Source organism: Nocardioides rotundus (genome assembly GCF_019931675.1).
GTDB classification, from domain to species: domain Bacteria; phylum Actinomycetota; class Actinomycetes; order Propionibacteriales; family Nocardioidaceae; genus Nocardioides; species Nocardioides rotundus.
Genome location: NZ_CP082922.1, coordinates 1,117,857 through 1,130,979, shown reverse-complemented (window position 1 = coordinate 1,130,979; position 13,123 = coordinate 1,117,857). Strand labels below are relative to the sequence as shown.

The window sequence follows — 13,123 nt, the reverse complement described above, 5'->3', positions numbered from 1 at the left end:
CAGCGTCATCGTAGGCATGCCGGCGCGCGGCGTACTCCCCCATAGGGGTCCTCCCGAGCCGGAGCCGTCACTCGAGGGCGTCGAGCCGCTTCCGGGCGTCGTCGCGGGAGCGGGTCGCGTCGGCCGCCGCCTGCTCGGCCTCGTCCCGCGCTTCCTCCGCCTCGGCGAGCTCCTCCTCGGCCCGGTCCAGCTGCTCCTCCAGCTCGGCCAGCCGGCGCTTGGCCTCGTCGATCTCGGCCGACAGCTGCAGCTCCCGGGCCTCCACCCGCGAGACGTCGGCGGCGGCCTCCTCCAGCTCGACCGCGCGTCGCGCGAGCGCCTCCTCCGCCTCAGCGAGCGCCTGCTCGGCCTCCTCGCGGTCGGCCTCGGGACGGCGTACGACGTGCAGCGACGGCGGCTCGGGCGCGGGTGCCTCGCGCGGCTGCGCGGTGAAGCCGAGCGCCTCGGGGACGGCGACCGCGGCGGCCGCGTCGACCGGGTCCAGCCCGGCGGCCCGCAGCCCGGTCACCAGCAGCCCCGACCGCACCGCGGCGGCGGCTCCGGAGTCCAGCATCGCGGCGGTGAGGGTGTCCTCGACCTGCTGCAGCACCGCGGCGGTCGGACGCTGTCCCTCGGCAATCGCGAGCCCGCGGGCCCGGCCGGCCACCGCGGCCGTGACCGCGCGGCGCTGCTTGGTCAGCTCCCGCAGCTGGCCGGCGTCCATCCCCTCCTGGGCGGCGCGCAGCGCCTCGCCCACCGCCAGCAGCTGCGCCACCTGGTCGGACTCGCGCCGGGTCAGCAGGTTCACCACCCAGGCCGCCACGGACGGCTTCCGCAGCGCCTTGACCCGACCCGCCAGTCCCTTGTCGGCCTTGTGCGCCTTCGCCTCGGCGTCGCGCGCGGCGGTGAACTCGGCCAGCGGGAGCGCGTAGAGCTCGTCGGCCACCGCGAGCAGGGGGTCCTCGCTCATCGGGGGCTCCGCAGCTCGTACTCCAGCTCCACGGGGTACGGCGGCCACTCCGAGGCGCGGCGCACGCCGGTCGGCTCCCAGGAGAGGTGCTCGTAGAGGCCGCGCGCCCGGTGGTTGGCCTCCAGCACCCACAGCCGCGGCACGGCGCCACCGGCCCGGATGCTCGCGACGGCCAGATCCACCGCGGCCCGGGCGAGCCCGCGGCCCCACCGCTCCGGGTGCACCGCGAGGTGCCGCACGGTGGTGGCGTCGTGAGCGACGTACGCCTCCAGGCGATCGGCTCCCTCGACGACCCGCACCGTCACCGCCGGGTCGGCCAGCGTCGTGCGCCACCGCGCCCGGACGTCGGCGAAGGGATAGGCGTGCTGCTCGGGCGGGAACACGTGGGCCAGGGCGACCAGGTTCGCGTCCCGCTCCAGCACCGTCAGCGCCTCGGCGTCCCCGGGGCCGGCCGTGCGGAACTCACTCGTCGTCGTCATCGAGGCCCTGCTCGATGGCCCAGCGGGTCAGCTCGACCCGGTTGTGCATCTGCAGCTTGCGCAGGGTGTTCTGGACGTGGTTCTGGATCGTCCGGTGGGACAGCACCAGCCGCTCGGCGATCTGCTTGTAGCTCATCCCCTTCGCGACCATCTTGAGCACCTCGGTCTCCCGCTCGGTGAGCTGCGGGAGGCCGTCGTCGGCGGCGGGGTCGGAGAGCCGGCGGAACTCGCCGAGCACCAGGCCGGCCAGGCCCGGGGTGAAGACCGTGTCTCCGCGCGCCACCCGGCGCACCGCGTCGATCAGCTCCTCCCGGGAGGCCGACTTCACCAGGTAGCCCGTCGCGCCGGCCTTCACCGCCGCGAGCACGTCGGCCTGCTCGCCGGACGCGGACAGGATCAGCACCCGCGCGGAGGGGTCCTGTCGCAGCACCGTCTCGGTCACCTCGACGCCCGACGGGGCGGGGATCTGCAGGTCCAGTACGACGACCTGAGGCCGGCAGGCACCGAACCGGGCCACCGCCTCGCCGCCGTCGGCGGCCACGCCCACCACACTGAAGCCGGCCGCCTCGAGGTCGCGCTCGACCGCGTCGCGCCACATCGGGTGGTCGTCGACCACCATCACCCGGACCGGAGCCGCGTCGTTCACGGCTCCGACCCTAGCCGCACGTAGCGGCCGCGTCGGTGACCCAGCGGCTCGTCGTCGGTGCCGAGCTCGATCCGGTCGATCCGGGCCTGGACCTCCAAGGACCAACCGATCGTGCGCAGCCCGGTGACCGTGCACGCCGCCCAGGTCGCGGAGTCGGCCAGTCGAGGCCCCGCCTCGATGTCCTCCCACGCCGCAGCGGCGAACACCCCGCCGGGAGCGGGCATCATCCCCGCGAACTGCTCGGCCAGACCCCGGTGCCGCCACTCCAGCAGCTGCACGACGCAGCGCGAGCCCTCGTCCAGCGCGTCGGCGAGCTCCGAGTCGGGGTCGACCAGCCCGAGGAGGTACGCCGGCTCCCCGAGAGCCACCAGCAGCGAGGAGACCGTCAGCCCGGCTCGCTCGCGCCCCTCGCCGGTGGTCCAGAGCGTCACCGCCCCACCGAGCCGGCCGCGCAGCCGCCGGGCCAGGTCGCGGTCGTCCTCGGGGGTGGCGAACGGATGGTCGGAGTGGATCGTCACGGCTCGGCCCTCCTCGGGATCTCCAGCTCCCACTCGGTGCCCCACGAGCCGGTGGTGACCCGGGCCTCGCCGCCCAGGTCGCGCATCCGGCCGCAGATCGACTCCGCGACGCCCAGCCGTCCCTCGTCGGCGGCGGCCGCCAGCCGGCCCTCCGGGATCCCGGGCCCGGCGTCGCGGACGGTGACGAGCACGGTGCTCCCCACGTCCTCCACCAGGACCCACGCGGGCGCGTCGGCACCGACGTGGTGGCGGATGTTGGACAGGCACTGCCCCACCACGGCGTCCACCTCCTCCACCACGCCCGCCGGGAGGGGCACGGCCCCGGACGGGCCGGACACCTGGGTCCGGGGCGCGGGCTGGGACTCCCAGCGCTGCAGCCGGCCGGCCAGGTCGCCGGTCGTGGCGCGGCCCTGCGGGGTGTCGGTCTCCGACAGCGCGTCCTGGCTGCGGATCAGCGCCCGCAGGGCGCTCTCCTGCTCCCCCGCCATCCGGCCGAGGTCGCCCAGGTCGCCGCCCAGCTCGGCGCCGCGCCGCTGCACCAGCGCGAGCACCTGGAGCACACCGTCGTGCACGGCCCGCGCCAGGCGGGTGCGCTCGGCGGCGGCCGCCGCGGCGCGCTCGGCCCGGTCACGACGCGCGGCCGAGCTGTAGAGCTGCTCGCACATGTAGCCGATGATCGGCCCGCCGATCATCAGCAGGAACACGTTGCCGTAGTTGGACTGGGTGAAGGTGTCCCGTACGGCGATGTCGCACGTGGAGAGCGCGGCCGCGGCGATCAGGCCGCCCCAGGTCCGCCAACAGATGGCCCAGGCGATGAGCGCCCCCATCACCATGAAGCCGGGGACGGTCGCCCTCAGCTCATCGCCCTTGAGCACCGGCGAGACCAGGATCAGGCCGCAGGCAACGGCGAGGTCGCCGATCAGCAGGGGCGCCGTACGGCGTCTCTCCTCGGCGTAGGCCCAGATCGCGACGGCGGTCCACAGCACCAGGGCCGCGATCGCGGCGACGCCCACCGCGGGGCTGCGGAAGGTGTCGAAGCGGTAGAGGTTGATCCCGACCGAGTTGAGCAGCACCACGATCCGCAGCACCGCGACCGCCTTGAGCAGCCGGTCCCGCACCGAGACCGCGGCGGGCTGGTCCCAGAGCGGCTCGGTGAGCGTGCCGGTCAGGACGCCTTCCTCTGCTCCCCGGCCGGGCCCGGCTCCGGGTCGACCGGGTCCGGCGCCTCCGGCTTCTCGGCCTTCTCCGCCTTCGCCAGCTCCTTGGCCTGCGGGGCGTACATGTCGACGTACTCCTGGTCGGAGAGCCGCATCAGGGCGTACATGATCTCGTCGGTGACCGAGCGGAGGATGAACCGGTCGCCCTCGAGTCCCTCGTACCGGGAGAAGTCGAGCGGCTTGCCGAAGCGCACGTGCGGGCGGGTCCACTGGCCGAACTTCTTGCCCGGCGGAGCCACGACGTCGGTCCCGACGACCGCGACCGGGATCACCGGCACGCCGGTCTCCAGGGCCAGCCGGGCGACACCGGTGCGGCCGCGGTAGAGCCGACCGTCGTGGGACCGGGTGCCCTCGGGGTAGATCCCGAACAGCTCCCCGTCGGCGAGCAGGGTCTTGGCGCTGGACAGCGCGCCCTCGGCGGTCGAGCCGCTGGTCCGGTCGATCGGCACCTGGCCGGCGCCGGAGAAGAACTTGCGCTGGAACCAGCCCTTGATGCCGGGCGTGGTGAAGTACTCCGCCTTGGCCACGAAGGTGACCCGGCGGTTCAGCGTCAGCGGCATGAACAGCCAGTCCGCGTAGGACAGGTGGTTGCTGGCCAGGATCGCGGGCCCGGTGTCGGGCACGTTGTCGGCGCCCTCGACGACCGGGCGGAAGACCAGCCGCAGCACCGGACCGATCGCGATCCACTTCAGGAACCAGTAGAACACCGGGGTCCTCCTCGCTGATGCCGCGCCGGCCTCTCCACGCCAGCACCCTAGCCCCCTCGCGCGGCTCGCCCCACCCTCGGATCGTCCGATCTCGCGCTCCGTGGTGAACAATGCCGCCATGCCGATCCACCCCGACCTCGCACCCCACTCCGCCCCCGCCCGGCCCGAGCTGACCGGCGGCCGCCGGATCGGGGTCCTCGTGCAGCACGGGTTCACCGGCAGCCCGTGGTCGGTGCGTGCCTGGGCCGAGCACCTGGCCGGACGCGGCTACGCCGTCGAGGTGCCGCTCCTGCCCGGCCACGGCACCTCCTGGCGCGAGCTCAACGGGACCGGCTGGGACGACTGGTACGGCGAGGTCCGGCGGGCCTTCGACTCCCTGCACGCCGCCAACGACGCGGTCGTCGTGGCCGGGCTCTCGCTCGGCGGCGGCCTGGTGCTGCGGCTCGCCGCGGACCGGCCCGACGACGTCGCCGGCATCGCGCTGGTCAACCCCGCGGTCAACACCACCCGCCGCGACGTCAAGGCGCTGCCGGTGCTGAAGTGGGTGGTGCCGGCCTTCCCCGCGATCGCCAACGACATCAAGAAGGAGGGGCAGGACGAGCGCGCCTACCCCCGCACGCCGCTGAAAGCGGCGCACTCGATGATGCAGGGCTGGCGGGCGCTGCGGGCCGACCTGGGGCGGGTGCGCGCCCCGATCCTGATGTTCCGGTCCGTGGAGGACCACGTCGTCGACCCGTCGTCGGGACGGATCATCACCTCCTCGGTGTCCTCGACCGACGTCACCGAGCGGCTGCTGGAGAACAGCTTCCACGTCGCGACCCTCGACCACGACGCGGACGCGATCTCCTCCGAGACCGCCGACTTCGTCGCCCGGGTCACCGCCTGACCCGGACCGGTGGTGCGGTGACCGGGCAGCACCTACCGTTGTCGGCGTGAGGGAGCAGGACGAGGACGCCGCCTGGCGGGAGATCGTCGCGAACTACGGCGAGCGCGCCCGGCTGGAGGACGAGCCGGTCGCCGACGAGCCCGCGTCCGACCCGGACGAGGAGCCCGAGGCCGAGGCGGTGTACCCGCCGGAGGAGCCACCCCCCTCGACGGTGCTGGACGCTCCGGAGGAGCGCTTCGTCCCTCCGCCTCCCCCGCCGCTGCCGCGGCCCCGCGGTCCGCGCGGCCTGGCCTGGCTCGGCGTCGTCGGCAGCCCGCTGCTGCTCCTGGTCTTCCTGCTGACCGGCACCTATCTCCCCGGCTGGGGCGCCTGGACGCTCGTCGTGGCGTTCCTCGGCGGCTTCGGCTATCTGGTCTGGACCATGCCCCACGGCCCGCGCGACCCCTGGGACGACGGCGCCCAGGTCTGACCGGGCATTCCCTGCACCCACCACCACCCCGACCGGGCAATGGATGCACCCACCACCCGCCGACCGGGCAATTGATGCACCCACCACCACCCCGACCGGGCAATTCATGCACCCACAACCACCCTGACCGGGCGATTGATGCACCTACAGCAGCTGCCGGGCGAGTACGGCGGCTCCGACGAGCCCCGCCTCGGGGCCCAGCGTGGCCGGGGTGATGTCCGGCACCACCCGGACCCGTGCCCCGTCGACGGTCCGCTCCGAGCCGGCCACCAGCGAGCGTTGCAGGGCGCGTCGGGCCGGGCGGAGCAGGGCCTCGCCGGCGTCGGAGACGCCGCCGCCGACGACCAGGCGCTCGGGGTCCATCGCGGCCACGATGTTGGCCAGCCCGATGCCGAGCCACTGGCCGATCGCGCCGAAGGAGGCGAGCGCCACCCGGTCGCCCGCATGCGCGGCCTCGGTGACCATCGGCCCGGTCAGCTCGTCGGGGATGCCGTCGCAGAGGGCCCACATCATCGAGGAGGTCTCCTGGGCGACCCGGGCGCGGGCGTCGCGGACCAGTGCCTTGCCCGAGCAGTACTGCTCCCAGCAGCCCACACCGCCGCACTCGCAGCGCAGGCCGTCGGGGACCATCTGCATGTGGCCGAACTCGCCGGCCATGCCGTTCACCCCCCGCCACAGCTCGCCGTTGACCAGGAGCGCGCCGCCGATGCCGGTGCCGAGCGTCAGCACCACGACGGAGGAGGCCCCTCCGGCGGCGCCGTACTCCCCCTCGGCGACGGCCGCGCAGTTGGCATCGTTGTCGAGCACGACGGGTGCGCCGAAGCGGGCGGAGAGCCGGTCGATCAGGTGCTCCCCGCGCCAGGGCAGGTGCGGGGCGAAGAGCACCCGCTGGCGGTCGACGTCGACGAACCCGGCGGCGGCCACGCCGACGGCGTCGATGATCCGGCCGTCGGCCACCTGCGCGACCGCCTCCAGCAGGGTGTCCTCGACGATCGAGACCTCCACCCGGCGACCGGGCGTGGTCAGCTTGACCTCGTCGACGATCCGTCCGTGCTCGTCGACCTCGCCCGCCAGCACCTTGCTGCCACCGACGTCGACGCCGATGACGACGGGTCCGCTCCCCCTCACCGGCGGGACAGGTCGGCGGCTCCGATCATGCCGGCGCGGTTGCCGAGGCGCGCCAGTGTGATCTCTTGGACAGGTCGGTGGCCGCGGCCGGTGAGCTGTTGGCCGAAGGCCTGGCGGATCGGCTCGAGGAGCAGGTCCCCCGCGCGGGAGACGCCTCCGCCGATCACCGTCATCGCCGGGTCGAGGACGGCGGTGAGCGAGGCGATCGCCTCGCCGATCCAGCGTCCGAGGTTCGCCAGCTGCTCGCGGGCGAAGAGGTCGCCGTCCTCGGCCGCGCCGGTGATCAGCGGCCCGGTGACCGCGTCCGGATCGCCGCCGGCGAGGTCCACCAGGTTGCGCGCCAGCAGCGATCCCTCGGCGATCTCCTCCTTGGCGATCTTCACCAGCGCCGAGCCGCTGCCGTAGGCCTCCAGGCAGCCGCGGTTGCCGCAGCCGCAGATCCGCCCGCCGGGAACCACCCGCAGGTGACCCACCTCGGCGGCGACGCCGAACGCGCCGCGGTAGAGCTCGCCGTCCTTGACGATCCCGCCGCCCACGCCGGTGCCGATCGTGAGCAGGAGCAGGTCGTCGATGTCCTTGCCGGCGCCGAAGGCGAACTCGCCCCAGGCGGCGGCGTTCGCGTCGTTCTCCACCACGACGGGCAGGTCGATCCGCTCCTCCAGCTCGGCCTTGAGGTCCACGTCGCGCCAGGCGATGTTGGGGGCGAACATCACCGTCGCCCGGTGCTGGTCGACGTAGCCCGCGGCTCCGACCCCGACCGTGGCGGCGTCGTGCTCGGCCCGCAGCCGCCCCACGAGCTCGGCGATGGAGTCCTCGATGGCCTCGGAGTCCGTGGCCGGCGACTCGACCTGGTACTCGACCAGGATCCTGCCCCGCACGTCGACGACGCCGCCGGCGATCTTGGTGCCGCCGACGTCGATCCCGATCGCGGTCCTGTCCCCGCTCATGTCTGGTCCTCCCAGTCCTCGCCGTCCTCGTCCTCGAGGGGGTCGCCCGGCCCGTCCACGCCGATGTGCTCGATCCGGGAACCGGGCTCCTCGTCCCTCGGGACCGTGGTGGCCACCAGGCCGGCGGCCGCGTGCAGCAGCGAGGTCGCGGCCGTGGCCAGGTGGGCGCGCACCTCGGGGCTGGTCTCCCGGACCGCATGCACCACGCGGCACACCGGGCACCAGCGGCACTCCTCGGCGCCCGTGGCGATGTGGTCGTCGACCCGGCGCGCGGCGTCCACCGCGGCGTCGGCGAGACCGCTCACCCCGTCCCCGACCTCGTGGCCCTGCTCGCGGGCCCAGCCGGCGAGCGCGTCCATCAGCCGTGCGGCCTCCTCGCCGAGGCTGCCCACCGCCTCCCGGTCGTCGTGCTCGCTCACTGGCCCTCCGCGCTCCTGACTGTCTGCTCCGGACGCGTCCCCGCGTCCTGCTCAGTGAACCGCACCCGCAGCTCACCGTCCTCCACCCGCGCCGCGGCGACCCGCAGCCGGGCCAGCCCCTGGGGCAGGGTCAGGAGACGACGATAGGACCCCACGGTCACCACCAGGTCGTCGCCGTTCCGGGCGAGGTCGACATCGGCGCTGTCCACACCCGGGAGCGCCAGGCGCAGCACGGAGGCTCCGCCGCGAGTACGCCGGACCGCGAGCGGGCTGCGACCGGTCGGGGTGGCGACGGGGTCGGCGCCGCCGTACAGCTCCTCGGCCACCTCGCGCACCGCCGGCACGCCGACCGGCTCCCCGGTGCGGTACGGCGAGCGCCACACCGGCAGCGAGGCGAAGGACTCCGCGACCTCGCCCAGCACCTCGGCCTGCGCGGCGACCCAGCCGGCCCGCCACGGGTCGGCGCCCTCCGCGGGGAAGACCCGGTTCGCGACCACCCCGTCCACGCGGTAGCCGAACAGCGACAGCGTCGTGTACGCCCGACGGGCCTCGGCCAGGACCACCTTCTCCGGCGTGAGGACCACGCGCACACTCGCCTCCGGGCCGCTCAGCAGCTGCCGCACCTCCTCCAGCTCGCCGTGCAGCCGCTCGAGCGCGTCGAAGACGGAGTCGTCGGGCATCGGGGCGCCGGCGGCCCGGGTGAGCACCGGCTTGAGCGCCCGCACGATTCGCCGCTGCGCCGGGAAGACCCGGCTCATGTACCACCCCAGCGCCTCGGGGAGTGCCAGCAGGCGCAGGGTCTCGGCGGTCGGCGCGCAGTCGACGACCACGACGTCCCAGGCGCCCTCCAGCACCTGCTCGCGCAGCGCGAGCAGGGCCAGCACCTCCTCGGCCCCGGGCAGCACCGTGAGCTCCTCGGCGGCCACCGGGTCCACCCCGGCCACGTCGAGCACCGAGAGGAGGTAGCGCTGGATGTCGGCCCAGGAGGCCTCGAAGCGCCGCTGGGCGTCGACCTGCTGCATCCACAGGCCGGGCGCGACCTCGGCCGGCTCCGAGCCGGCGTCGACCAGGGCGAACGCGTCGGCGAGCGAGTGCGCCGCGTCGGTGGAGAGCACCAGCGTCCGGTGGCCGGCCTGCGCCGCCAGCGCCGCCGTGCCGGCGGCCACGGTCGACTTGCCGACGCCGCCCTTGCCGGTGAAGAGGACGATGCGGGTCACGGGTGGCTCAGCGCTCGAGCGACTCGACGCGCTTCTTCAGGCCCTTGAGTGCGGTGTCGATGAGGATCTTCTCGCCCTTGCGCTTGAGCATGCCGATCAGCGGGATGGTCACGTCGAGCGCCAGGCGGTAGGTCACCTCGGTCGACCCGTCGCCGAGGTCGCGCAGCACGTAGGCGCCGTCCAGCGCCTTGAGGATCGTGCCGTCGACCAGGTGCCAGGTGACCTCGCGGTCGCCGTCCCAGTCGTAGGCCAGCGTGTACTCGTCCTTGATCGGGGGCACGTCGAGCTGGAAGAACACCTCGCGCGCCCAGCCGTCGTCGTACTCCTCCCGCACCTCGGCGACCCGCACGCCCTTGGCCCACTCGGGGTAGGCCGGGAAGTCGCCGATGACGGCCATGACCGCCGCGGGGGGCGCCTGGACCACGATCGAGGACTCGGTCTGCTCGGCCATGGGCGGGAGCGTACCCGACCCCCACGGACACCCTCCGCGGCGGTAACGTGCCCGCGTGCGTGAGTTCTCCACCCCTTTGACGGTCGATGTCCCCCAGACGGGCAACCTGACCGACGACGTCGTCCGCAACGCCGCCGAGGCCCCCGAGGCGGTGGTCTTCTCCCGGCGTACGGCGGAGGGCTGGGCCGACGTGACCGCCGCCGAGTTCCTCGCCGAGGTCGGCGAGGTCGCCAAGGGGCTGATCGCCTCCGGAGTGCAGCCCGGCGACCGGGTGGCCCTGCTCTCCCGGACCCGCTACGAGTGGACGCTGTTCGACTACGCCATCTGGTTCGCCGGCGCGGCGACGGTGCCGATCTACGAGACCTCCTCGACCGAGCAGGTCGGCTGGATCCTCCGGGACTCCGGCGCGGTCGCCGTGGTCGCGGAGAACCGGGAGCACCTCACCCGGATCGCCGAGGTGCGTGCCGACCTGGAGGAGCTGCGCCAGGTGTGGTCGATCGACGACCGCGCCGTCGCCTCCCTCGCCGGGCTCGGCGCCGGCATCGAGGACGCGGAGCTGGAGGAGCGGCGCACCACCGCCACCCCGCTCGACCTCGCCACCTTGATCTACACCTCCGGCACCACCGGCCGCCCCAAGGGCTGCATGCTCACCCACGGCAACTTCATGTTCGAGCTGGGCGTGGCCACCGAGGAGCTGGACACCCTCTTCGAGGGCGAGGCGCGCACCCTGCTCTTCCTCCCGCTGGCGCACGTGTTCGCCCGGATCATCCAGATCGGCTGTGTGCAGCGCCGCGTGCCGCTGGCCCACACCGCGGGCATCAAGACGCTGATGGACGACCTGTCCACGGTGCGGCCGACCTTCATCCTGGCGGTGCCGCGGGTCTTCGAGAAGGTCTTCAACACCGCCTCGCAGCGCGCCACCGCGGACGGCAAGGGCCGGATCTTCGGGCGCGCCGTGGACACCGCGATCGCCTGGTCGCGCGGTGTCGAGCGCGGGCGGGTGCCGCTGCCGGTGCGGGCGCGGCACGCGCTGTTCGACCGGCTGGTCTACGCCCGGCTGCGCGACGCGCTGGGCGGCCAGTGCCGCTACGCGATCTCCGGCGGCGCGCCGCTCGGCGAGCGGCTGGGGCACTTCTACCGGGGCATCGGCGTCTCGGTGCTGGAGGGCTACGGGCTGACCGAGACGACCGCGGCCCTGGCGTTCAACACCCCCGACGCGCAGCGGGTCGGCACCGTGGGCCGCCCGATGCAGGGCACCGCGGTCCGGGTCGCCGACGACGGCGAGCTGCTCTTCCGCGGCGGCCAGGTCTTCGCGGGCTACTGGGGCAACGAGGAGGCGACCCGGGAGAGCCTCGAGCGCGACGGCTGGTTCCACACCGGCGACCTCGGCGAGGTCGACGACGAGGGCTTCGTCCGGATCACCGGCCGGAAGAAGGAGATCCTGGTGACCGCGGGCGGCAAGAACGTCTCCCCCGCGGTGCTGGAGGACCGGGTCCGGGCGCACGCACTGGTCGACCAGTGCCTGGTCGTGGGCGACGGCCAGCCCTTCATCGCCGCGCTGGTCACCCTGGACCGAGAGCACCTGGCCGAGTGGGCCAAGCAGCGCGGCAAGCCCACCCGGGTCGACGACCTGGTCGACGACCCCGACGTCGTGGCGGAGGTCCAGGCAGCCGTCGACGACGCCAACCGTGCGGTCTCCCAGGCCGAGTCGATCCGGAAGTTCCACATCCTCACCGAGGAGTGGACCGAGGAGGGCGGCCAGCTCACCCCGAGCCTGAAGCTGCGCCGCAACGTGGTGCTCCGCGAGTTCAAGGACGACGTCGCCGCGCTGTACGCCGGCTAGGACGCCCCGTCGGTACGCCGGGCCACCTCGGCCAGGCGCGCCCGCCACTGCCGCACCAGCTCGGCCTCGGTCATGTCGGCGTGCTCGCGCAGGGCCCGGTCCAGCGGCACCCCGGCCTCGGTCGCGCGGTAGACGCCGGTCAGCCCCCGCATGCCCGCACCGTCCGCGATCACCTGCGCGGCCAGCCAGGCGGACTCGTAGGCGGCACCGAGGTGGGGCCCGGTGACGGTGTCGAACTGCGCGTCATCGGGCAGCGCGTCCGGCAGGCCGCTCCGGCGGACCTGCGCCGCGACCTGCCCCGCCGTCCGCGACAGCGGGAGGTCGACGTCGCGCAGCGCGACCACGTCCGCGAACCCCTCGACCAGCCAGGCGGGCGCCCGGCGCTGGGAGGTCGCGGCCCCGCTCGCCACGTGCGCGACCTCGTGGGTCATCACCACCTGCTGCCCGACCCGGCCGAGCGCGTCCATCTGGTCGGGGTTCACCACGACCCGCACCGGCGCCCGCGGGCCGGTCGAGCCGTCGGCGGAGCCGGTCACGGCGGCGATCCGGGCGTAGGTCCCCGGGGGCTCGCCCAGCACCGCGTCCACGCCGTCCGCCGTGGCCGGCACCTCGACCGCCACCCCGCCGTCCCAGCCCGGGAGCGCGGAGCGGACGGCGGGCACGGCGCGCCGTACCAGCTCGGCGTAGGCCCGCCTGCGCTCCGGCGACGCGTCCGCGACGACCAGCACCGCCGACTCCTCCACGCGCTCGACCCGCGCGGTGCCGTCGAGCCAGACCGGGCTCCGGCCCTCTCCGCCTCCGAGCCCGGTGATGCCCACCGCGCCGTCGGCGGCGGCGAAGCCGACCTCGATCTCGGTGCGCGCCACCGAACGATCGACCCTTGGGATCCGCCAGGTGAGCTCGACCGTGGCCGGCCAGGCGCCACGCCCGCTGGTCGCGCCGGCCTCGCTGAGATAGCGCATCGAGACGTCGGTTAGCTCCAGTCGCCGGGCGGCCCGCGCCACCCCCGCCAGTCGATCGGCGGCCGCCGGATCGCCGGACGCCGCCGTCTCCGAGGCGGCGCGCGGGTCGCCGGAGCGGAGAGCGGCCTCGAGGCGCTCCAGGGCGCCCGCCGCCAGCGCCGGCTGCGGTCCGGCCGCGCTCGGGGCGTCGGGGTCCGCCTCGTAGGTGTCCTCACGCAGGAGGGCGAAGGCCCCCGCCGCCAGGGCGAGCACCAACAGCACGAGGCCGGCCACCCACCATCGTGA

15 protein-coding genes are annotated in these 13,123 nt (G+C 74.5%); 3 read left to right on the top strand and 12 right to left on the bottom strand.

Going from position 1 to position 13,123, the window contains the following annotated elements; all coding sequences use genetic code 11:
- Positions 1–67 precede the first annotated feature (67 nt).
- From K8W59_RS05625 to K8W59_RS05600, 6 genes are read right to left on the bottom strand one after another with little or no spacing between them, the layout of a single operon-like run.
- A complete protein-coding gene (locus K8W59_RS05625) occupies positions 68–949 on the bottom strand; it encodes a hypothetical protein (RefSeq protein ID WP_223397843.1) in 882 nt (293 codons plus the stop codon).
- Positions 946–1,428 carry a GNAT family N-acetyltransferase gene (locus K8W59_RS05620; RefSeq protein WP_223397839.1) on the bottom strand — a complete coding sequence of 161 codons (483 nt, stop codon included), beginning with the start codon at positions 1,426–1,428 and terminating at the stop codon, positions 946–948. The genes K8W59_RS05625 and K8W59_RS05620 overlap by 4 nt, the downstream gene beginning before the upstream one ends.
- Positions 1,412–2,047 carry a response regulator gene (locus tag K8W59_RS05615; protein ID WP_223399742.1) on the bottom strand — a complete coding sequence of 212 codons (636 nt, stop codon included), beginning with the start codon at positions 2,045–2,047 and terminating at the stop codon, positions 1,412–1,414. The genes K8W59_RS05620 and K8W59_RS05615 overlap by 17 nt, the downstream gene beginning before the upstream one ends.
- A gap of 23 nt (positions 2,048–2,070) precedes the next feature.
- Positions 2,071–2,592 (bottom strand): flavin reductase family protein, encoded by a 522-nt coding sequence (locus tag K8W59_RS05610; RefSeq protein ID WP_223397838.1) that lies wholly within the window; start codon positions 2,590–2,592, stop codon positions 2,071–2,073.
- The gene (macS, locus tag K8W59_RS05605; protein WP_223397836.1) at positions 2,589–3,710 is read right to left on the bottom strand and encodes a MacS family sensor histidine kinase; all 1,122 of its coding nucleotides are present in this window, start codon (positions 3,708–3,710) and stop codon (positions 2,589–2,591) included. The genes K8W59_RS05610 and macS overlap by 4 nt, the downstream gene beginning before the upstream one ends.
- Positions 3,711–3,757: 47 nt before the next feature.
- Entirely contained in the window at positions 3,758–4,516 is a 759-nt protein-coding gene (locus tag K8W59_RS05600) for a lysophospholipid acyltransferase family protein (RefSeq protein WP_223397835.1), read from the bottom strand.
- A 118-nt stretch (positions 4,517–4,634) separates the two neighbouring features.
- On the opposite strand from K8W59_RS05600, the gene K8W59_RS05595 reads away from it, so the two are divergent.
- Complete coding sequence (locus K8W59_RS05595) at positions 4,635–5,402, top strand: alpha/beta hydrolase (protein ID WP_223397834.1); 768 nt, start codon at positions 4,635–4,637, stop codon at positions 5,400–5,402.
- A gap of 46 nt (positions 5,403–5,448) precedes the next feature.
- Positions 5,449–5,871: a hypothetical protein gene (locus tag K8W59_RS05590; RefSeq protein ID WP_223397833.1), complete on the top strand. Its 423-nt coding sequence runs from the start codon at positions 5,449–5,451 to the stop codon at positions 5,869–5,871.
- 144 nt (positions 5,872–6,015) lie between these two features.
- Here K8W59_RS05590 and K8W59_RS05585 read toward each other — a convergent pair whose 3' ends face one another.
- Genes K8W59_RS05585 through K8W59_RS05565 form a run of 5 tightly spaced genes read right to left on the bottom strand, consistent with a single transcriptional unit; the run spans position 6,016 to position 10,033 of the window.
- Positions 6,016–6,999, bottom strand: a complete 984-nt coding sequence (locus K8W59_RS05585; RefSeq protein WP_223397832.1) for an ROK family protein — start codon at positions 6,997–6,999, stop codon at positions 6,016–6,018.
- Positions 6,996–7,946: an ROK family glucokinase gene (locus tag K8W59_RS05580; protein ID WP_223397831.1), complete on the bottom strand. Its 951-nt coding sequence runs from the start codon at positions 7,944–7,946 to the stop codon at positions 6,996–6,998. Before K8W59_RS05580 ends, K8W59_RS05585 begins: the two co-directional genes overlap by 4 nt.
- Complete coding sequence (locus tag K8W59_RS05575; protein WP_223397830.1) at positions 7,943–8,365, bottom strand: hypothetical protein; 423 nt, start codon at positions 8,363–8,365, stop codon at positions 7,943–7,945. Before K8W59_RS05575 ends, K8W59_RS05580 begins: the two co-directional genes overlap by 4 nt.
- The gene (locus K8W59_RS05570) at positions 8,362–9,582 is read right to left on the bottom strand and encodes an ArsA family ATPase (protein WP_223397829.1); all 1,221 of its coding nucleotides are present in this window, start codon (positions 9,580–9,582) and stop codon (positions 8,362–8,364) included. The genes K8W59_RS05575 and K8W59_RS05570 overlap by 4 nt, the downstream gene beginning before the upstream one ends.
- 7 nt (positions 9,583–9,589) lie before the next feature.
- Positions 9,590–10,033: an SRPBCC family protein gene (locus K8W59_RS05565; RefSeq protein WP_223397827.1), complete on the bottom strand. Its 444-nt coding sequence runs from the start codon at positions 10,031–10,033 to the stop codon at positions 9,590–9,592.
- A gap of 55 nt (positions 10,034–10,088) precedes the next feature.
- On the opposite strand from K8W59_RS05565, the gene K8W59_RS05560 reads away from it, so the two are divergent.
- A complete protein-coding gene (locus tag K8W59_RS05560) occupies positions 10,089–11,876 on the top strand; it encodes an AMP-dependent synthetase/ligase (protein ID WP_223397826.1) in 1,788 nt (595 codons plus the stop codon).
- On the opposite strand, the gene K8W59_RS05555 is transcribed toward K8W59_RS05560, so the two are convergent.
- Positions 11,873–13,111, bottom strand: coding sequence for a hypothetical protein (locus K8W59_RS05555; protein WP_223397825.1), 1,239 nt, complete (start codon positions 13,109–13,111; stop codon positions 11,873–11,875). The genes K8W59_RS05560 and K8W59_RS05555 overlap by 4 nt on opposite strands.
- Positions 13,112–13,123: the final 12 nt, after the last annotated feature.